The following is a 19917-nucleotide window of genomic DNA, read 5'->3' as shown; positions in this document are numbered from 1 at the left end:
CCTCCTGGAAGGACACGACGATGAAGACCGACCCCACTCGCACCGGTGCGTGGCTGCAGGTCAACGTCGAATTCCCCGACCCGGCCACCGCCGAACACGCCGGCGTCCACCACCTGGCCCTCGCCTTGGCCGACTTCCGCTGGTTCGTGATGCGCAAGGGCGCCTGGCGGTGCCGCATCCACCTTCCACACGAGGCCACCGAGCAGATGATCCTCCAGGAACGGGTAGCCGAGCTCCTGGACGGCCTCACCGCCGGCGGGCACCTGAGCCGGTGGACGCATGTCGTGTACGAACCCGAGCCCCGCGCCTTCGGCGGCACTGCGGCCATGGAAGCCGCCCACACCCTCTTCTGCGCCGACACCCGCCACCTCATGGAGTTCCTCGCCACCGCCGAAAAAGGGCCGGACCGACGCAAGGAGGTGTCGTTGCTGCTGTGCCACACCCTGATGCGCTCCGCGGGCCTGGACCACTACGAGCAGGGCGACGTCTGGGACCGCGTGTCCGCCACCCGCCACCTACCCACCACCAGCCAGCCCACGGAGAAGGTCCACCACCAGGTGCACCGCCTGCTGAGCGTCGACCCCGGCCCCCACGCCCCGCACTTCACCACCGGGGCCTTCGCCGGATTCGCTCCCTGGGCACAGGCGTTCCAGGACTGCGGGCGCGAGCTGGCCGACCTCCACACCCGCGGCCGGCTGGAGCGCGGGCTCCGCGCGGTCCTGGCCCACCACGTCATCTTCTGCTGGAACCGCCTCGGCATCCCGGCCCCCGCCCAGGCGGTGCTCTCCCACACCGCGGCCCGAACCATCTTCGACCCCGAAACGGTGCACCTGTGACCGGCCAGGAACTCCCACCAGCGATCCGCTACATCCCGCTGGTCCCTCGCCCACGTCCCCCAGCGCTCCCGCTGCGACAACGGCTCACCGAACTCAACGGCCTTGTCCACAAGGCCGACCAGGCCCCTAACCCTGAGGAGGGGATGACGCGCGCCTGCGAGGCGATGAACAAAGCCGCCCTGGTCGCCAGTGACACCGGCCAACCGGACCTCGCCGAGGCCCTGTGCTGGCAGCAGTACGACGTGTTCGCCTCAGCCGGGCCCCTGACCGCGACAACCGCACTCCTGGCCCTGCAACCACTGGTGAACCTCGGCCGCCTGGCCATCCGCACCGGACACCCCACCGCGGCCCACACGGTGTTCGAATCCCTGCTCACCGCCACCACCCCCGGGCAGCCCGCCCAGGTGCAAGGACGAACCTGCCCGGTGGCAGACCTGGTCACCAGCCCGAGCGAGCGCACCGAGCTACGCCGTTTCCTCTGGGCGGTCATGCTCGCCGACGGCACCCGCGCCCTGTGTGTCGCCGACCGCTGGCAGGACGCCGTCGAACACCTTCACCGCTACAACGGCATCGGTACCCGCCTCCTGGACGGCCGCCAGGTCGCCGTGCTGGCCGCACTCCACCGCCAAGATCCCGACGCAGCCCGGATCCTTTTGGAAGAGACCGTGTGCAATGAGCCGTGGGAGCAGGCCGTGGCCGCCTGCCTGACCACGGCGAGTGCGCGCATGGCGGGTCACGACCCTGCTGACGTCGCCACCGCTATGGCCCGCCACCTCATCGAACTACCGCCCACACCAGGTGGCGCCGTCTTCGCCGCCCGTGCAGGAGTGCTGGCCTGCGAGCTGGCCCCAGGCCACCGCGCTCTCGTCTCCCACGTGATCGACGCCGTCATGGGAAGCAACGACGCAAACGCGGCAACCGCGGTCCTGGGTTCTCCGGTGGTCGGAGAAGAGCTGAGCCTCCGGCAGCGTCAGACCCTACGCGAGCGTGTCCGGCAGGCTGAGCTGGTCCGCGCCGACCAGCCCGCCTCACTGACCGAGGAACTGACGGTGATCTGCGACCAGGCAGCCACCCACCTGGTCTGCCGCCTCAAGCATGCGTACCCGCACCTGACACCATGAGGTGGACGCTGCGACAGACCAATTCGGCCAGACCCCGGGGAGCGTATGGGCGTAGTCGCTTGCCTCCCACAACGGTCGCCTCCATCTCACAAACCACGTTGAAGACGACCGCTGCGAGTCCGTAGCGGGCGCGTCCATGGTCGATTGATACGCGTGATCCGCTCCAAGAACTCATGTCCGCGGCCGACTGGGTGCCCTCGCTCGATCTTCCAGTGGGACGTCGGGGCCACTTCTGTGTAGGGCGCTGACGCTCCTGAAGGGTTCGTGTCGTGGCGCCGTGCCAGACTCTGCTCCGCGGACGGAACAGCCGACTGGAAACGAGGGCACTGTGACCCTGCGGATCGAACGCCACCGAGTCGACGAGAAAGCGATCGGGGAGGCCCTGGACGACTTCGCCGACCGGATCGGCCAGGACGTCAACGACCAGCAGCACAGCGGCCGGGACGGGTTCGGCTGGAAAATGATCGGCCGCGACCTGGTCACCTACGCCGCCGCCCGGTCCGCCACCGACCCGGAAGCAAAAGCCGACATCCGGGCCGCCCTGTACTCGGCCGCGGAGGCCTTCACCGGAGCGCTGCTGCTGGACGGAGCGCCCACCTCCGCCGAGGTCTCGGTCCACCTCACCTACACCGGGACCGGTGTCTCCTACCGGGACCTCGAAGAGTACGGAGAAAAACCCCAGGGCCAGCGGCCGATCGCTCCCGGCAGGTGGGCTCACGCACTGTACCTGTGCGTCATCTCCGGCCTGTGCGACGCCTACGAAGGCCCCCTCGTCCAGTTCGCCTCAGGCTTCACCGAGGATCAGGTGCTGCACCGAGCACTCGCGTTCTACGTCTACCCGGGACTGGGCGCCGAGCGCGACCAGCTGACGGGGTACGTGGAGTCCGCGATGGCGCCCTTCTTCGCCTCCCTGGAAGAGGGGTCCGGGAAAGGCCTCCCCGACCTGGCCACGGTCGACTTCGAACTGCTCTTCCTGCACGCCCTGCTCAGCCGCAATGAGCAGCTGTTCTGGTCCCTCATGGCCATGCGGCTGGCGTGGCTCCGCGACAACCGCGACAGCGAGGACCTGGACGCACTGCTCCCGGTGGCCGAGCTCGCCTTCGCCGCCCTGGCGGTGCGGGTGGAGGGCTGGACGATGCCCTTCGACACCGACTACCTGCCCCGGCACCTCGTCCAGGGCGGCCGCGGCCTGCGAGTCGGCCCCTACGGTGCGGACAAGGACCCCGACGCGCTGCGCCTACTGGCCCAAGGGCCGATCGAGGTCGCACACCCCGCCGAAGCCTCCACCCGTAACTGGACGATCGAGAAGCTCTTCAAACGCAACGACACCTGGATGGGAGAAGCCGCGCAGGCCGATACCTCCCGTTACAGGACTGCCGACGACCTGATGCGCTACGCCGACTTCGAACAGCTCACCTTCGGCCGGTCCCTGTCCCTAGACTCCCAAGCCCGCCACCCCCGACAGCTCGCCGCGTTCACGCACGCCTCCCAGTTCACCGCGGCCGCCTTCGCCTGCACCGCAGCGGGAGAGGAGACCGTCGAGGTGGCCCTGGGGGAGTCCACGGCCGTGCTGCGCACATTCGGACCCCGCAACGGCGTGTCCGGGAACCGGCTCGCCACCGCAGTGGAGTACGCCCTGATCTCAGGGTCACCCGAACGTCTGGAGGCGCTGCTGGGCATGCCAGAGGAACTCTTCCCGCGCCCGGGCGGCCCGGGCACCTCCGTCTTTCTCCGCTACGGGGTCGCGCTGCTGACCTACCTGCGGTCCGCCCCGACCGGTTCCGGCGCGATACCGGGCCCGCGCGTGCGCGAGGCTCTCGACGCGGCACTGGAAGCGCTGGCCGGCCACACCCGCCCCGGTTCCCCGCCACCCCCGGTGATCGCGCTCTCCCAGCTGGTGGCCGAAGACCAGGAGGGTTTCAACCTGGCCCTGGCCGATGCTCTGGAGGTGTACCGGGACGCGTACTCCTTCGGGGAACAGGCCCGGCGCTCGGACGGGCTGGTGGACCGGCGGTCGCTGGCCCTGGCCTGTCTGGCCCGGATGCGGGGCTGGGAGGTGCGCATCGACAGCGGTTATTTGCCCCAGGGGCTGCTCGACCGGGCCGGAGCCCTTGCCACCTGATCCCGATTCGGGAGCGACGTCCCTGTGAGCGGCCGTTGTCGACCGCCGTCGCTCATCGGCCGACAGCGACCAAGCGGTGCTGTGACGCTCGGCTGTCACAGGCTGAGCGCAGCGCCGGGGGTTGTCGGGACACTGCAGGAACCATACGTGGGCGTGCTGTGCGGCGAACTCGGCGGCGCGGGTGTAGCGCCAAGTTCGGGCAGGAGCGCGATTCGGGTGCTGTCGGGGATCTCATGGGCACTGACGCATCGGATCGGGTCGGCGGCGGTCACAGCGACAGAGCTGTGTGGAACCGGTGCAGATCCGTGCCGGCCTGGTGCAGGGGCCCGGCCCCGGTCATGCCTCCGCCGGTCCGCCGTCCCCCGAACCGGCAGGTGCGGCTCTGGGGCAGGGCAGGAATCCCTCAGCGGCCAGGATCTGGGCGGCGAACTCCAAGGTCACCTGCCGGGTGTGCTCGTCCGCGGTTCGGGGGTCGGGCCAGAGCAACTGGAGGAAGACGTCTTTGACCGCCGAGAGGCCAGTGTCATGGCCCGGATGGCGGCGCTGACGGTGTTCCCGATGCCACTGCTCGCACACCTCATCGACCTGTGCGGCTCCGCCCGCGTCGATGAAGTACGTGTGGTCGGGGGTGATGGCACCCATGTGCCACCAATCGCCCCAGTCCACCGCGTCCCCGATGATGGCCAACTGCCACCCCAGATCGTGCCGTGCGGCCTGTTCGACCAGGGCCCAGGCCATGAGCGGGCACGCCCCCTGTCGGAACCAGTCGACCGTTCCGAGGTCAAGCACCCCCGGTGTCACCTCGGTGGAGAAGGAACCGTAGGTGAGAGTGAGAGTGACCGAGGAACGCATCGGTGCTGCGGTCAGGTGGCCAGGGGCCTTCGGGGGCGCTGCGGTCTCGACAGATCCCGGGATTCCACCAGGTGCATGCCGGGGGCGGTCAGCCATCGGCGCTGCCTGCCGTGGACGGGGCCGGGCCTGGTAGTGCCTGGTGGCGGCGCATCTCAGCGAAGCTCTCGAACAGATCAGGCCAGCCTTCACCGGGTGCCAGGGCGTCGCTGGGCAGACGGCCGCTGGCCACGGCCACGCGCACCCCCACATGGGCATGACCTTCCATAGCCAGCCATCCAGCGCACGCTGTGTCCTCTTCAGGAGCGGCCACTTGGCCCTTGTGGCACGCGAACCACATCTCTCCGGGCATGGGTTGATACCCCGTGTCCCGGTCAGCGCAGCTGGACGCCATCTGCTCGAACTGCTCCTCGGTGAACCGCGGAGCTGCGTCCTTGCGCCAGGGGCATTCCCCACAGGGGAAGAAGCGCCGAGGGGTCTCGTTCATCGTCGTCCACCACTTCGATCGCGGGGAACCTCACAGGGGTACTTCAACCTACTGAACCCGAGCGTTCGTCCGCATCCATCCCCCCGGGGCGGCCGGTCGGTCGGCGGTGTTCCCCGGTCACGGACGGGGCGTTTCGGTGTTCGCTCCCGCGGCAGTGATCGGGAACGTTAGCGTCGCACCATGACCGCTTCTCACACCCCCGAAGCAGACCCGCACCAGACCCGGATCGGTTGCCCCGACTGCGGTTGGGCCCAGCTCCTGGACGAGGATCTACACGAGGGCCATGTGGCTGCTCTGATCGCCTGGCACCAGCAGAACCCGGACCAGGGGATCGATCACCTGGCGGCCGCGGACATCCACAACGGCCTGGGCATCCCGGAGTACGTGCGGTGGGTCGGCGATGGGAACGGCGGCTTGGCGCTGGGGGATGAGCGCACGGGGCAGGCAGCGTGGTTCAACCACGAGTGCTTGGCCATCATGAACTCGGTCCGCTCCACCCGGGGGCTGACCCGGGCAGTCCAGCGCACCGCGTCCCGCCTGAAGATCAGCGGTGCCCAGGCCACTGACACCATCGTGCACCTGGCTCTGCTCCTCTACCGTAAGGGCCTGCTGAAACCGGCACCTGTCGACGGCGATCGCCCGGGCGTGTGAGCTCCCGGCGCTTGTTCGCATCCCTCGGCGAGCAAGCCAGCGGCTGTGCGGGCTTGCGGAGACCAGCTGGCCGCTCCGTGGGACCTGCGAAGCTCACCCGGTATGGAGCACACCCCTGAGCCCCGGATCGGGGACGTGTTCGGATGCATCCTCCAGCGTTGCTGGGCCGTCGGCGCCGAGGCGGGCCGCCACGTCTTGGCCCTCCATGGGCGGGGCGAGGACGTGGTCGGGATGGACTCGTCTCCGGGGTCCGTCGAGGTCGCTTGCCAGCGCGGCGCCGAGGTCCGGCTCGGGGTCGTCGCCCGCCCGCGGGGGGCGGGCGCGTTCGACTCCTTTCTGCTGCTGGGCAACAACCTGGGACTCCTCCAGGGGGAACGGGCCGTCCCGCGGGTACTGGAACAGCTGGCGGCCCTGGCCCGGCCCGGGGCTCTGCTGGTCGGCACCGGCATGGACCCGGACAGTTCCGACCCTGAGCACACCGCCTACCACGACCACAATCGGGCGCGGGGGCGGCAGCCCGGGCAGGTCCGCATGTGGGTCCGCAGTGGCACCCTGGCCACGGACTGGTTCGACTACCTGCTGGCAGGCGTGGGAGACCTCGAGCGGCTCGTCCACCCGTCCCCGTGACGGCTGGAGACCGTCCACGAGCAAGGCCACAAATACCTGGCCGTGCTGCGCCTTCAAACCGGTTGAACCGCCGCCTTGGCCCGGTCCATCGCCTGGAGGGTCGAACAGGGCGCCGGCACCGGACGGCCGCAGGAGTCCCGGCAGTGCCCGCACACCATGGGTGAGCGGGCCCCGCGGGCGGTGCACCGCCACGAGCCCAACTCCAGGTCCCAGTGGTGCCGGTTCGCGTCGGCATCGACGTCGCGGCCGCACTCGATGCACTCCCGGTCTGGATCATCGGCCTCCAGCAGGGCGCGGGGGTGGTCGGGCACCGCCCGGTGCAGCTCCCGCACCGCGGTGATCTCGGCCTTCCACCGGGCCGCACGCTGGCGGGAGCGGTCGGCCTCGGTCTGTGCGGTGGACAGGGCCCGCTCGGCCCGGCGGGCCCGCTGCTCGGCGTTCTCCACGGCGCGGATCAGGTCCGCGGAATCGGTGGGCGCACCGGGTGTGGCGCGCTCGGTCAGCCGGATGCTGCGCGCCACCCCGTGTTGCTGGGTGACGTAGCCCAGTTCGGTCAGCCGGGCGACCTGGCGGGACACGGTGGACGGGCTGGCCAGGCCGGCACGGAGGGCGATCTCCCGCAACGTCGGCGGGTGAGCGTGTTCGGCGGTCAGGGACCGGATCGCGGCCACGATCGTGCCCTGCGTCGGAGTCAGCGACACAAAAGACCTCCCACCTGCATCGGTGCTGGTAGGAACGCAGGATAAACGGCCCCGACGACGGCCGGCCCGCTCCAGCGCCAGGTGTTGCTGCTCCGCGCGAGGGCGGTCAGACCCGGTGCCGGGATTGCAGGCCGCAGTCGGTGAGGATCCGCATCGTGTTCTGCTCCACGGTGCCGTGCTCGTCGATGATCTCCTCCACCCCGCTGGGGAGCAGGTCACGCGGTCGCCACCAGTCCCGCAACTCGGCCTCACCGACCTTGCCTGCGATGGGTTTGGTCGCGTGGCGCTCCAGCGTGACGTCGAAGGGGATGTCGAAGTAGTAGGCGCGCGCGATGCCCCGGTGGTCGCGCATGAGCGCCGTGAGCATGTCCCCGTAGCGGTCGGCGTACAGGATCCCCTCCACCACCACGTGGAACCCGTGGTCCAGGGCGTAGCGGGCCATCAGGTCGATGAGCCCGATGTTCGCACCGCCGGGCACATCGCGCTCGCGCAGCACGGTGCGGCGTACGTTGTCCTGTTCGATGATCGCGAGCCCCCGCCCGTACGCCGCCCGCAATGATCGGGCGACGGTGGACTTGCCCGAAGCGGAGTTGCCACGCAAAACCACCAGTACACGCTGGTCAGAAGCGGCGTTCACCCACGAGGTCATGGACGCGACCCTAACCCAGGCGCCGCCACCCCAAGGGTGGAACCGGGCAGCCCCGGTCCTTCGTCATCACTGTCGTAGAAATCCCCACCCGCCTGTGCCGACCGGGCTAGCCTGCCGGTGTGACGACCTCCGACACCCCCACCCACGACACCGCCCAGGTCGAAGCTCTGCGCGAGCGGATGATCGAACGCCTGTGGGCCGTCAACGCCCTACGCACGCAGCCTGTGGCCGACGCCGTTCGCGCCATACCCCGCCACGTGTTCGCCCCCGAGTTCCCCCTGGAGAAGGTCTACGACCCCAAGGCGGTTCTGAAGACCAAGGTCGACGAGGACGGCCAGGCCACCAGCTCGGTCTCGGCCACCTGGATCCAGACCCTGATGTGCGAGCGCGCCGACATCCACTCCGGCATGCGCGTCCTGGAGATCGGCACCGGCGGCTACAACGCCGCACTCATCTCCGAACTCGTCGGCCCCACCGGCCAGGTCACCTCGATCGACATCGACCCCGAGGTCACCGCCCGCGCCCGCACCCTCCTGGCCCAAGCCGGGTACGCCGACCGGGTGAACGTGGTCCTAGGCGACGCCGAACACGGCCACCCCGATGGCGCCCCCTTTGATCGGATCATCGTCACGGTCGCCGCCGCCGACATCCCACCCGCGTGGACCGACCAGCTCGTTGACGGCGGACGCCTGGTCCTGCCCCTCCGAATCCGGGGTTTCCAGCGTGTCTACGCCTTCACCCACCACACCGGAGGCCTGCTGGTCGGGGAGACCGGCGATCACGCCGGCTTCGTCCCCATGCAAGGCCTGGGGGCGCCGGCGCCCACCATCGTGCCTGTCACGGACGCGGTGTCGCTCACCACCGACGCCACCCCCGTCCCGGCCCCCGACCTGCTCCCTGAGGTGTTCGCTGCCCCGGCCCGGGACCAGCTCACCGGAGTGCGGATCGGCCGCAACGCCTACTTCGGCGGTTTGCAGATGTGGCTGGCCACCACCTTGCCGGGCTTTGCGACCCTGTCCGGCGATGCCGACGTCCTGGGCGAGGCCACGATGGGTGTGCACCAGACCCCGGCGGTGTGGACCGGCACCAGTCTGGCCTACCTGCTTTTGCCCAAGGTCTCCACCGACCCCGACCAGTGGGAGTTCCTCGCCCGCGGCCACGGCCCCGACGCCGCCGTGCTCCTCACGACCTTGGTCGAGCACGTCCAGCGATGGGACCGCGACCACCGCACCGGCCCTGGGCCCCGCTTCCTCGCCCACCCCGACCTTCCCTCGGACACGACCCAGGTGATCCGTACACGACACACCCGCTTCGTCGCCCTGTGGGACCAACGCGACACACCCCAGCTCGACTGGGAAGCGGACCCGGAAAAATGACACCAGACGCCCCCGCGGACTCCGTGCTGGCATCGGCATGGCAGGACGCGACCGCTGCTTTGAATCTGACCGTTCCCTCGTCGTGCGAGCTGCACCACGGAGTGGGAGGCCGAACCGTGAGCGGCCCCGTCACCGGTCCTGATGGGCGCCCCGAATGGCTGAGGGTGGAGTTCGCACCGAAAGCGGGCGGCCGGCTGTGGGAAGGCAACCGGCTTGCCGAGGAAACCCTGCCCTCACGTGTTCCCCGGCCTCGCCTCCTCGCTGCCCGCACCTGGGGTACCGGCCCGGTGTTCCAGGCACTGCTGTTCACCCGGATCTACGCCGTCCCCGTGTCCAGGACACCGGACCTGCAAGAGCCGGTCAGTATGGACTCTGCCTGGTGGACGGGTCTGCGCACCGTCCTGAGCGACCTTCAACAGGTGACGGCTCCGCCCGGGCGGCTCAGCCACACACCGGGATACATCGACCGCATCCCCACCCACCTGCCCGAGGTAGCCAAGGCAGGGGTGAACCTGACCGTGCGCACCTGGGTGACCGCTCACGCGGACCTGCACTGGGCCAACATCACCCGGCAGCCGCTGACTCTCCTGGACTGGGAAGGGTGGGGGGCGACCCCCGTCGGGTACGACGCCGCTGTCCTACACGCCTACGCCCTGGCGGTACCGGAGACCGCGGCCCGAGTCCGCGAGACCTTCGCCGATGTCCTGGACACCGAGGAGGGGCGCCTAGCGCAGCTGATCATCTGCGCCGAGATCGTCCAGGCTGCCCCGCGCGATGACCTGCACGCCAGACTCGCTCCCCACGCCCGAGCCCACGCCCGCCACCTGCTGAACATCGGCGCCTGACCAAAAAAGGGGGGGTTTGGCCCCTGGCTTATCCGCTTCTACCAGGGGCCACGCTGGGTCGCTACGACGAACACGGACCAGTCGCTTCGTCCTGGCCCAAGCGGACAGATCTTGCTTTCCATCCGGATGCCGAAGCCTCGTTGTGAACCGCCTTACCGGTCTGCCCAGGCGGTCGAGAGCCTGAAAAGATCAAGAAGAGGTGAAATAAACTTCAGGCCCCGCACAAACGATGGGTTAAGCGAGGCGCTGCATGGCAGATGACCCCGCCCCTCGTTCGTGTCGGGGCCAGAAAGCCGTAGCGGTGGTAGGGAAGCCTAATCTCGCGTTGACCTCATCAGGGCGCTCCATTCTCCAGAGGGGAAGGCGAGCATCGAGGCGGTGCGGTTCTGGGAGTCCCTGACCAGCGGGCCCTCGGCGAGGTGGGCGACCTCGACGCAATGGCCAGCGTCGGCGGAGTAGCTGCTCGTGTACCAGTGCGGGGTGGGTTCGGCCATGTCTTCACGCTCCTCGTAGCGGGGGAACGCTCGTCGGTCGCGCATGTTCATCGTCGGGGCGTCCACCCGGGGTGGATCCGATGAGGAACGAACCGAGAACGCAGTTCCACTATAAACACGGTTCGACGAAGGCGCCATACAGATTGGAAATCAGATCTGCAGCCGATCCGCATTATCACTTTATGGGTGGCGTGCGTGAACTGGGGGCTGCCGTTGCGATTTCATCGAGTTCGCGTGTTGTTTGATGAGCTGTACTGACTCGTCCTCGGGGAGCGCTTTCTCTTCCCATGCCTCCTGGAAGTCGCGAAGATATTTTCCCATTTCAGATTTTTTGTCCGTCAGCGAGCACATATTGCGCATCTCGGCATAGAACACGTCGTCGAGGCCGAGTTCGTCGTCGAAGCCCAACAGGATGAAGGACCCCCCGATCATCGCGGCGTGCTCCCCGTGCCCGGCGGGGATGACCCGGATCTGCACCTCGGGCCTACCCGCCATGTCCACCAGATGGTGGAGTTGGCCTGGCATGATGTCGGGATCCACTGAGACGCCCACATGCATGCTCAGCACGGCTTCGCTGAGCAGATACATCTGCCGTGGCCGGGGGTCGCGATTGGCCAGGGTGCTCTGTCGGCGCATGCGCACATCAACCAGAGGCTCCACCTCGAGCGGCTTGGCGTAGGTCGCCGTGACGCAGCGGGAGTAAGACCGGGTCTGGAGCAGGCCAGGAACCACAGTCGTTGCGGTTTGGCGGATGGTGTCGGCGCCGGCTTCCAAACCGATGTAGGTCCGGTAAGCCGCCTTCATCAGATTGCGGTAAGGGTGCCACCAGGCGCTCTTGCGCGCCGCCGTGCCCAACGCGCGTAGCTCCCGCCCCAAGGATGTCCCGGCCACCCCGTACAAGACCAGCAGCGCGTCGAGCAGGCTCTGGGAGAGGACGTGGACGCCGCCTTCGTAACGCATGACCTTGGCGTGGGACCAGTCCAGCGCCTTCCCCACCTGCTCCTGGGTCAGGCCGCACTCATGGCGTAGCTCGATCAGCTTGCGGATGAGCAGTCGCTGATGGACCACGGGTCCGCGATCGGTGCTCATGGAGGTGTCCCTTCAGGGGTCTGGTCCGTCGGGTCGCGGTCTGTGACCTCGCACTTCAGGGATGGGATGTCCGGACACGGTGAAAATGGCCGGTGCATGGCCCATTGGCTCTACTATGAGCCCTGGCGAGGCTCTACGAGTGGAGAGTCTATATGTGAGGTGCCACGATGTCAGTTGCATCGGATAAATCTTGTTTGCTATAGGATGGTGCCCCGCTTTCGGGTGGGTTCACGATTCCACCCCTCATCACCACGAATGGGCGAAAATAGGACAGAACCCCCTAGGGGTGCAAAGCACCGAAGCGCAACAAGGCGCACCATACTGCACCGCAGCCTTGAATTAGCACGAATTTGTCCTCTTTCAGCCACCCCGTCCGGCCGGAGGGGTCGGAAATCCCTCTCGACACAGCAGCCCAGTCGAGCGAGAAGAGGACACGTTGTCGAAGCCGCCCACCCCTCGGGGCCAGGAAGATCGTGACGGAACTGCGGGTCCGCGCCGCGAGGAGGCCGGGCAACCCGGGCTCGGGCGCACGATCGTCTACGCTGCCGCGGGCGAAGTCGCCAGGCGAGTCGTCCGAGAGGCATGGATGATCTTGGACCCGATCTCATCGATCTTCGGGACCGGAGGCCAGGGAAAGGAAGAGGAAATCACGTTCGAATCCGAAAAGACCGAAACCCGGGAAGAACCCCGGGAAGAGCCGTAGCCCCTCCCGAGGTCCCCTCCAACGGAACCGCCTAGGCGTCTGCAAACAACTCGGCGGCCCGTGGTCTTAGTGGCCCGTGGACTGATTCGGCTGGTGGGCGACCCCTTGAAAATAGGGTCGCTCATCAGCCTAATCGGCGTGCGCTGATATCGGTCGTCGATGACCATAAAAGGAGATCCAGCGCGTATGTACGAGCGCTGAGCAGCGACCTTTCCGCCATGGTGGTCGCTATGTCCGCTGTGCCTGCCCCAGATGGGTCGTCCGGTGCTGCGGATGAGGCCTCACCCTATCGGATTTATGCTGCTGACCGAAACCCGGTCTTGGAGGTTCCGCCGGTCGGTGAGCTCAGGTTTTACCTGTCAGCACCCTTGCCTCCACTTCTACCTCGATGCCAAGCAACATCCCCGACCTCGAACGAATGAAACCGCCCTACGCGAGAGGGCTCGGGTGCGAAGCCGGACACAGGTGCTTCGACGTGATCTCGCGCTTCGGATCGACTATTAAGAGAGGCCGATCACACACCCTTAAATGCACGTGCATATGCTTGTGCATTGAGCCGAAGACGATAGCCCAGAAAGTGGCCCCGGGTCTTCTTGCCGTGCTGGCAGGGGGGGCGCTTCTGAGCCTCGGTTGACCTGCGCCCTCCAGTGAGCGGCGGGCCCTGTGGCGCTGACCGCGGGGCTGTCAATGGTTTTCCCCCGCTTACGGCAACGTCTTCGGCGCACGCGCTATCACCTGGCCGAACACGTCCAGCCGTGAGAACGCGAGCACCGAAGGCCAGTTCCCTGTTCCCCGTGCACCCCGACTTTCTCCGAGCTGCCTGGGGCGGGGCCTACCTCTGGCCCCCTCTCCACCGGCACCCACCCTGAACCCGACAACTCACTCGTAGCCGTTGGGGTACTTCTGCCGCAGCTCCCAGTGGCTATCGCCCTCGTCGTCGCCCTGGGCGTGCTCCACCAACCACGCCAATGCCTGGCGCGGCATTCCCAGGGTGGACAGCAGATCGGCCACGACTTCGGTCTCCTCGCATGTCAGCCGCGCCCCCAGGTCTCCGGCGAGGTAGGGGTCGCACCACACCCGTGCCCACTCCTGGGCTGGGTCTGGCGCCTGCTCCGGCGGGGGTTCCAGGTCGGTGCCGTCGGCCAAGAGCTGCTGTGCGCGGGTGACGCTCACGTCGGTCCAGTCCTGGCCGGGCCAGCGGGCCATGGCGTACTTGAGGCGGTAGGTGCTGGTGGGTCGGGTGTGCCACACCGCTCGGATCTCTACGGGAGTGTCCTGCTCGGGACGTTTCCACCACACGCGGACGGTGACGTAGGGGGCGCCTCCGGAGTCGACGTCGTGGGTGACCGAGTAAGACCGGCCGAGCCGGGTGGCCTCCTCGGTCAGCGCGAACATGGCCAGGGGCGAACGGAACAAGGTGGGCATGGTGGTCGTCCTTCCGAATGGGGGCGCTCAGCCCCGTGATGATGAGAGAAAGGTGCGGGGACACCCCGCATGAAGGGGTGGCCGTGGTCGGCCCTGCTCAGTTGGCGATGTCGATCAGTTCGATGAGGTGCCTGTGCAGGTGGGTGGGGTCGACGTCGCGATTGGTGGCGTGTACGGCGCCTGTAACTTCGGAGCCCTCGGCTATCCGGCACTTGGTCGGGAGAGCCTGGTCCAGGCCTGTTGTCGATGAGCAGTAGGCCTGCAGAACCTGGTCGGGCACGCCGAGGTAGCGGTAGCGAAGCACCGACTCCTCGATGTCGTCAGGTGCCAGTTGGCGTTGTTCAGCGCCGCTGGCCTCCGACTGCGGGGTCATCGGCAGGACGAGTTCGCTCAGAGGCGCCGGCGGGTCGCATAACCGCCTTGCCAGCAGGTCGCCCAGGACCGTGCGGCGCCCCGAGACCTGCAAAGGACGACCGCCGGTGGTCAAGGCGTGCAGGTTGCGTGCGGTGTTCCACAAGGCCGTCGCGACTCCGCGGCGACGCATCTGCGGGGCGACGTAGATCTCGCTGGCCACCCCTGGGCCCTGGTGCCAGCGGATCGCGCCGATCTGTCGGCCGATGATCTCGCGTGCGGCGAACGTGCTCATCGCCATGACCATCCCCGCACCCGGCCGTCCCTGCGGGTCGCAGGGCACGGCCAAGAGTTCGTGGACGGGGTCGTGCCCGCGCCCTCTACCGGGGATGTGCACGAAGTACAGGTCTGACGCGGTGCCCTCCTCCTTGGGCGAGGGACGAGAGGTCATCGCAGGTCCTGGGCGTAGGTGTCCAGCCATACGGGGGCCGGAACGAACTCGGGGTCGATCGGGGTGAGGGTGTACAGCTCGAGCACGCCCGGAGACGGCTCTCCGAAGGGGGCCATGTCGAAGACGAGCCCTTCAGGGCTGGTGCCGATGGCCCGGCGCTCCCAGATGAGGTAGTGGTGGGCCTGCACCACGTGGGTGCGGTGGGTGATCGATGCCAGCTTGGGGCAGGCCCGCATGGTGAAGGCCAGGCACTCGGGGTGGGCTGGGGCCTCGAAGTAGTACCGGGTGGTGGTGTCGGCCAGCGGCCAGACACATACCTGGTCCGGTTCGATGGGGATGCCGCAGACGGTGCAGCGGCGCTCGGCCACGGCCTGTCGTTGGCGGTTTGCACACGGGGAGCCGAAGATCGGGTGGCCCTTGCCAGCTTTGCAGGTGCACACCACAACGGGGCCGCTCTCGCGCTGGACCACGTGCTCTGAGCCCGTGCTCCACTGCACGGTCCAGGGCACAGGCGTGGTTCCCACGCGGGGTAGGCGGGCGATCTGCGGGGGCATGGGGTAATCGGTCATCAAGGATCCTTTTCAGGAGAAGTCAGATGGAAGGGGCGGGGCAGAGGTCAGCACAGGCCCAGGCTGCGGTTCACCGCTGCCCGGACGTCTTTCTCCGCGATGCGCACCCAGGCGGCCTCGTTGGTGCTGGTGCCGATCACCGCGGATGTGTCCAGCCCCCACAGGGCGCACGAGGTGGCCAGGGTGGCCGCCGCCACCGGATCGGTGGCACGCAGACGCCAGGTGAGGGTGTTCGGGCCGATGCCGCGTTCACGCAGGCTGCGGATCAGGTGCATGATGCGGGTGCCTGACCAGGCCTGAGGGTCTTCGACCACCGCGCCGGGGTGGAGCTGGCGGCTCCAGGCAGTGTCGTGGCCCGCTGCGGCCAGCGGCGGTGTGGGCGCGGGAGCGGGGTTCTCGGCCTGGAGCTGGGCGTGCAAAGGGTTGAGGATGTGGCCGAGTAGGTCGCACCTGGCTGAGACGTGCGCGCTCGTGATCAGGTCGGCGAGTCCTTCGCTCACGGCCAGGGCGCCGATGCGGCGGGCCGCTGCGATGAGGCGCTGCTCGGTTGCCACTCTGCTGGGGAACATCAACAAGGCGCCCGTCCACTGAAACCAGGGCATCCACATGTGGTGCAGGCGGGGCCAGGTGTAGGCGCCCAGGTTCCACCGGCCGTAGAGCTCGCTCAGGAAGGAGTGCGCGTCCAGCTCCACGACCTCGACCATGGGCCGTGGGGCCTGTTCGGGGGTGAGGGCGTCGAACAGAGCGAGATTGGCGACCATGCTCATCGGCGTCTCGATCCGTGAAGGCCCGTAGGCCTCACGCCAGGCGGCTGCGATCGTGGCGCCCAGTCGGCGGGCTTCATTTTCCATGGTCGGAACTCCAGTCAGCGTCGGAACCGACACCGGGCGGATTCCGGTGCGGGGGCGGGGCGGGTCGCCATCCGTGGGCGATCAGGCGGGTGAAGTGGTCGGTGGCGGCCATGCGTCCCGCTTCGCGGTCGGGGTAGACCTCGTTGACCGGGCTCCTCCCGGGTCCGGTCAGCCGCAGGTGCAGGGCACCGCGCTGGGACCACAGGTAGAGCGCACACCGCTGTCGGCCTCGGGCCAGGTGGTGCACGGCCGGACGTTGCGAGGCCAGCCGTACCGCCTGGGTCAGGCGAGTGGGAGTTCAGCCGGCGCCGGGTAGGCGCACGGCGCTGGTGGCCCACTCCAGTCCGTGCGGGGTGTGGGCCCAGCGGGTGTGGATACCGAAGGCGTCATGGGTCAGGGTCAGGTCGAGGACCGGCTGATGCTCACGAGTGGCGCTATGGGCCAGGGCCACATCCCACTCGTGGCGTATCCCGGGATCGAGCAAGCGCCGCACCTGCTCCGGTGGAGCGAAGACCATGAATTCTCCTTCGTTCTGCACGGGCGTGTTCTGTCAAACGTGCACCCCGGTGCGCCCTTCGAGAGCAGGCATCTCCGTGCGCTCTTCCTCAAGGATTTCCTTGGCCTTGGAGATGACCTTTTGTGCCCAGCGGCGCTTCTTGGGAGAAATGCCGAAGGTTTCGCACAGGCCGCGTTCGGACGGAGCCATGTTCGCCTTGGTGGCCTTCACATAGTGATGAACGGCATTGAAGAACACCTGCGGATCAACATCGGGGGCCGTTCCGTTCTCTCGTTCCATCTGCGTGAGAAAAGAATCGGTGAGTTCTTTGGCTTCACGGATGTGCAGCCCTTGGCGGAGCCGCACCGAGATCTCCGCCGGGACCCTGCGCCGCCACTGACGGCCTAGGGCCTCGCCGAGGCGGCGTTGGGTCTCGACCTTCATCGCGTACAGGTCCAGTGCCTCGGTGGGGTCGGTGATGTGGCCCATGGCGGCCAGGCGGGCGATACGCAGCGAACCCCAGGGGTCCCACCACCACCGTGCGCCGGGGATCAGCCGCCCGACCGGGGCTGCCTGTCGGGTATCGGCCCACTGCTTGCGGCGGTGGCGCAGTACCGTCTCCCACAAAGCGGCGGCGATGACGGGCATCAGCGACCACGCCACCCTCGCTGCGAACCCCTGATCGGCCTGGGCGGCGTGCGACCACTGGAACCAGGCCGATCCCGCCACGATGAGCAGCACCATCGCCCGCGGCCCCAGGGCACTGGCGCCCATCTTCGACCACCGGTAGGACACGAAAGCGAAAAATCCGGCCATGCCGTCCAGTGCGGCGAACAACAGGTAGGGCCACGGTCCGCGCAGACCCATTTCCGTTCGGGCGAAACCCACCAGGCCCTGCATGATCAGACCGCTGGTGACGGCGGCGAAAAAGAACACGATGATGTTCTCGACCAGGTTCTCCCTCTCCTGAGAGGGCAGCTTCTGGTGCCAGTCGATGAGGGATCTGGTGAGTTTGATCGACGGGTAGAGGAGAATGCCGAATACGGTCAGGCCGGAAGCGGTGGCGATGATCAGTTGGTTGGTGTCCATGTCATCCACGTCCTTGGGAAAATGTGAGGTGTTCAGGGAAGTGGTGGTGCGTGGTGTTCCAGCCACACCGGGCAGGGGTAGATGTCCGGGTTCACCGGAGTGGCCACGAGGTAGTCCAGAGCTCCGGCGTGGCGGGCCTGCGGATCACCCAGGGGGAAGTACCGGGACACTCCGCTGGTGCCGTCCGGGAAGGCCATGACACGGCGCTCGCGCAGCTCCATACGGCGGGCGATCAACACCTCCGCCTGCTCGGCATGGTGGATGAGCATGGGGCAGATCCGGAGCGTGTAGGCCATGCACCGCGGGTGCAGGGGCGGCTCGATGAAGTCCAAGGTCTGGGTGTTGGAACGGACGAAGGCCAAGCCGGTGCGGGGATCCAGGTGCTTGCCGCACACCCCGCACCGGTGCTGGCGCATGATGCGCCGTTGCAGGTCGTGGCACATCGCTCCGAGCTTGTGGGGGCGGTCGCTGTCCTGGCAGGGGCAGACCACGGTCACCCCCGTGTCGGGAAGGTCGACCAGCGTGAAGGTGTCGCTCATGTCCCCGCGCGGGGTGATGACGGGGATGGGGTAGCCGGCTCGGGTGGTGGGCAGGTGCTGGATGAATCGGGGTTTGGGCACGTCAGAGTGCACGAAACCTCCTCAAAGCGCTGGGATCTGGGGGAAGGGTTGGTGTGGGTTCAGGTCCTGGTGCGAAAGCGATCCAGGAAGGTGTCCCGATCGAACATCTGGGGGGCCAGCGGTCGGGACAGGTAGAACTGCAGGGGGACCTCCCGGCCCCGCGGGTCGCCGTGCGCGAAGACGGCGATCACGTTCTGGCCCGCGGTGGTGAGCAGGCGCGCCTCGCAGGTGGTGACCTGTTCGGCGAAGACCACCGGGTGATCGGGGCCGCACTCACGGGCCAGGACCGGGCAGACCTGGAAGGCATAGGCCAGGCACCTCGGGTGCGCCCCTGCTTCCATGTACAGATCCGTTCCGGGCAGGGGCAGCCCTCCGAAGGCGAAGGGCTCCCCCGCCTTGATGCTCTGGCCGCACACCGAGCACAGCCGTTCCTGGGCGCACTGGCGCTGTCGCTCAGGGCACTGGGCGCTGAACATGGGCTTGTCGGTGTGGGGAGCGCAGCCGCACACCACCGTCAACCCGGTCTCGCGCCGGTAAGCGATGCGTTCGGGGTCGTGCCCACGAGAGACGGTGAAGGGCACGGGCATCCCCTGGGTGGTGCGGGGCAGGGACTTGATGGATTCGGGCATGGGCGTGGTGCGCCAGGCAGCAGGCATGGCAGACCTCCGGTTCACACGGCGAAGGGAAAAAGGGGGGCGGGGCGCCTGGGGCGCCCCGTCGAAGGGAAAGTTCAGAAGCCGAACGGGGGCGGGTAGAGCGCTCGTAGGGCCTCGGCGCGGGCTTCCTGCTCGGCCTGGATCCAGTCGTCGTCCTCGCTGATGGCGACGAGCACGTTGGCCCGCTCGGGGTCGGCCACCTGCCACGCCACGAGGTTCACGCACAACACAGCGGCGGTCAGTTCCTCGACCTCGCGCAGACGCCAGGTGACGCGCTGGGGGTCGATCCCCTGGGCGTTCAGCGCACTCAGCACGTCCAGCACCTGCTGTCCGGATCCGGCAGGGTCCAGGGTGATGGTCTGCACCGGCATCTCGGGGTGCAGCCGCACCGCACGTCCCTCACACCGCGGGTTCACCGATCCGGTCATCGCAGGGGTGTGCAGACGGCGCAGTACCGCCCCCAGGAAGTCCTGTCCGTGGGTGAGGACGCGCAGGTGCTCGACCACGCCCAGGGTGTGCAGGCGCAGCGCGAACACGGTCGCAGCCTGGAGTAGGCGGTGATGGTCGGGCCAGGTGGGCCAGTCGGTGAAGCACTCCCAGCGGTGGTGCAGGTAGGGCCAGCTCTGCGCGGCCGCCTCCCATACCCGTTGCTGCCCGGACAGCAGGCCCTCGGCCGTGGTGTGCTCCTGGGCCGAAATGACCAGGCGTTGGCGTAGGACAGTGGTGGCCAGCACGCTCATGGGCACTTCCAGACGGCTGGGCCCGTACAGCTCGTGCCACTGGGCGGCGACGGCGTCGGCGAAGTCGGATGGGTTCATACAGCTCCTGTGCGGTGGGAAGGACGAGAGGGGGGGCGGTG

The 19917-nt window shown here is 68.0% G+C and carries 22 protein-coding genes; 7 read left to right on the top strand and 15 right to left on the bottom strand.

The annotated features are described in order from the left end of the window. Positions 1-20: 20 nt before the first annotated feature. The 3 genes from ABZ249_RS12030 to ABZ249_RS12020 all read left to right on the top strand — a co-directional run bounded on the left by ABZ249_RS12030 (position 21) and on the right by ABZ249_RS12020 (position 4079). The gene (locus ABZ249_RS12030) at positions 21-836 is read left to right on the top strand and encodes a thiopeptide-type bacteriocin biosynthesis protein (protein ID WP_355260867.1); all 816 of its coding nucleotides are present in this window, start codon (positions 21-23) and stop codon (positions 834-836) included. Next, positions 833-1957, top strand: coding sequence for a hypothetical protein (locus tag ABZ249_RS12025; RefSeq protein ID WP_355260864.1), 1125 nt, complete (start codon positions 833-835; stop codon positions 1955-1957). The genes ABZ249_RS12030 and ABZ249_RS12025 overlap by 4 nt, the downstream gene beginning before the upstream one ends. Positions 1958-2285: 328 nt before the next feature. Beyond that, positions 2286-4079: an immunity 49 family protein gene (locus ABZ249_RS12020; protein WP_355260861.1), complete on the top strand. Its 1794-nt coding sequence runs from the start codon at positions 2286-2288 to the stop codon at positions 4077-4079. A 336-nt stretch (positions 4080-4415) separates the two neighbouring features. Here the strand turns inward: ABZ249_RS12020 and ABZ249_RS12015 are convergent, their stop codons facing one another. Further along, positions 4416-4868: a hypothetical protein gene (locus ABZ249_RS12015; RefSeq protein ID WP_355260858.1), complete on the bottom strand. Its 453-nt coding sequence runs from the start codon at positions 4866-4868 to the stop codon at positions 4416-4418. A gap of 151 nt (positions 4869-5019) precedes the next feature. Then, positions 5020-5415, bottom strand: a complete 396-nt coding sequence (locus ABZ249_RS12010) for a DUF6283 family protein (protein WP_355260856.1) — start codon at positions 5413-5415, stop codon at positions 5020-5022. Positions 5416-5595: 180 nt separating this feature from the next. On the opposite strand from ABZ249_RS12010, the gene ABZ249_RS12005 reads away from it, so the two are divergent. Together ABZ249_RS12005 and ABZ249_RS12000 are read left to right on the top strand one after the other, a co-directional pair. After that, a complete protein-coding gene (locus tag ABZ249_RS12005) occupies positions 5596-6066 on the top strand; it encodes a hypothetical protein (protein WP_355260853.1) in 471 nt (156 codons plus the stop codon). A gap of 102 nt (positions 6067-6168) precedes the next feature. Beyond that, positions 6169-6693, top strand: a complete 525-nt coding sequence (locus ABZ249_RS12000) for a hypothetical protein (RefSeq protein WP_355260850.1) — start codon at positions 6169-6171, stop codon at positions 6691-6693. A 53-nt stretch (positions 6694-6746) separates the two neighbouring features. On the opposite strand, the gene ABZ249_RS11995 is transcribed toward ABZ249_RS12000, so the two are convergent. Both ABZ249_RS11995 and ABZ249_RS11990 read right to left on the bottom strand, forming a co-directional pair. After that, the gene (locus ABZ249_RS11995) at positions 6747-7394 is read right to left on the bottom strand and encodes a helix-turn-helix domain-containing protein (RefSeq protein WP_355260847.1); all 648 of its coding nucleotides are present in this window, start codon (positions 7392-7394) and stop codon (positions 6747-6749) included. A gap of 106 nt (positions 7395-7500) precedes the next feature. Further along, a complete protein-coding gene (locus tag ABZ249_RS11990; RefSeq protein ID WP_355260844.1) occupies positions 7501-8043 on the bottom strand; it encodes an AAA family ATPase in 543 nt (180 codons plus the stop codon). Positions 8044-8162: 119 nt separating this feature from the next. Here ABZ249_RS11990 and fxlM point away from each other — a divergent pair, with 119 nt between their 5' ends. Then, the gene (fxlM, locus tag ABZ249_RS11985; RefSeq protein ID WP_355260841.1) at positions 8163-9419 is read left to right on the top strand and encodes a methyltransferase, FxLD system; all 1257 of its coding nucleotides are present in this window, start codon (positions 8163-8165) and stop codon (positions 9417-9419) included. 287 nt (positions 9420-9706) lie between these two features. Continuing rightward, on the top strand, positions 9707-10264 hold the full coding sequence (locus tag ABZ249_RS11980) for a phosphotransferase (RefSeq protein ID WP_355260838.1): 558 nt from the start codon (positions 9707-9709) through the stop codon (positions 10262-10264). 314 nt (positions 10265-10578) lie between these two features. Here the strand turns inward: ABZ249_RS11980 and ABZ249_RS11975 are convergent, their stop codons facing one another. The 11 genes from ABZ249_RS11975 to ABZ249_RS11925 form a co-directional block, all read right to left on the bottom strand. After that, the gene (locus tag ABZ249_RS11975; protein ID WP_355260835.1) at positions 10579-10758 is read right to left on the bottom strand and encodes a DUF397 domain-containing protein; all 180 of its coding nucleotides are present in this window, start codon (positions 10756-10758) and stop codon (positions 10579-10581) included. A 180-nt stretch (positions 10759-10938) separates the two neighbouring features. Then, positions 10939-11847, bottom strand: a complete 909-nt coding sequence (locus ABZ249_RS11970; RefSeq protein WP_355260832.1) for a helix-turn-helix transcriptional regulator — start codon at positions 11845-11847, stop codon at positions 10939-10941. Between the two features lie 1582 nt (positions 11848-13429). Further along, positions 13430-13975: a hypothetical protein gene (locus tag ABZ249_RS11965; RefSeq protein ID WP_355260829.1), complete on the bottom strand. Its 546-nt coding sequence runs from the start codon at positions 13973-13975 to the stop codon at positions 13430-13432. Positions 13976-14072: 97 nt separating this feature from the next. Beyond that, the gene (locus ABZ249_RS11960) at positions 14073-14621 is read right to left on the bottom strand and encodes a GNAT family N-acetyltransferase (RefSeq protein WP_355260826.1); all 549 of its coding nucleotides are present in this window, start codon (positions 14619-14621) and stop codon (positions 14073-14075) included. Between the two features lie 152 nt (positions 14622-14773). Continuing rightward, the gene (locus tag ABZ249_RS11955; RefSeq protein ID WP_355260823.1) at positions 14774-15346 is read right to left on the bottom strand and encodes a hypothetical protein; all 573 of its coding nucleotides are present in this window, start codon (positions 15344-15346) and stop codon (positions 14774-14776) included. A gap of 47 nt (positions 15347-15393) precedes the next feature. After that, a complete protein-coding gene (locus ABZ249_RS11950; protein WP_355260820.1) occupies positions 15394-16197 on the bottom strand; it encodes a hypothetical protein in 804 nt (267 codons plus the stop codon). Between the two features lie 298 nt (positions 16198-16495). Next, positions 16496-16735, bottom strand: a complete 240-nt coding sequence (locus tag ABZ249_RS11945) for a hypothetical protein (RefSeq protein ID WP_355260817.1) — start codon at positions 16733-16735, stop codon at positions 16496-16498. 12 nt (positions 16736-16747) lie between these two features. Continuing rightward, positions 16748-17782 (bottom strand): DUF2637 domain-containing protein, encoded by a 1035-nt coding sequence (locus tag ABZ249_RS11940; RefSeq protein ID WP_355260814.1) that lies wholly within the window; start codon positions 17780-17782, stop codon positions 16748-16750. Positions 17783-17814: 32 nt separating this feature from the next. Then, positions 17815-18414, bottom strand: coding sequence for a hypothetical protein (locus ABZ249_RS11935; protein ID WP_355260811.1), 600 nt, complete (start codon positions 18412-18414; stop codon positions 17815-17817). 47 nt (positions 18415-18461) lie between these two features. Then, positions 18462-19058: a hypothetical protein gene (locus tag ABZ249_RS11930; protein WP_355260808.1), complete on the bottom strand. Its 597-nt coding sequence runs from the start codon at positions 19056-19058 to the stop codon at positions 18462-18464. Positions 19059-19132: 74 nt separating this feature from the next. Next, a complete protein-coding gene (locus ABZ249_RS11925) occupies positions 19133-19876 on the bottom strand; it encodes a hypothetical protein (RefSeq protein WP_355260805.1) in 744 nt (247 codons plus the stop codon). Positions 19877-19917: the final 41 nt, after the last annotated feature.

Source organism: Nocardiopsis sp. NPDC006139 (assembly GCF_040614155.1).
Taxonomy (GTDB): Bacteria; Actinomycetota; Actinomycetes; order Streptosporangiales; family Streptosporangiaceae; genus Nocardiopsis; species Nocardiopsis changdeensis.
This window is presented reverse-complemented; position numbering and strand designations above follow the sequence as displayed.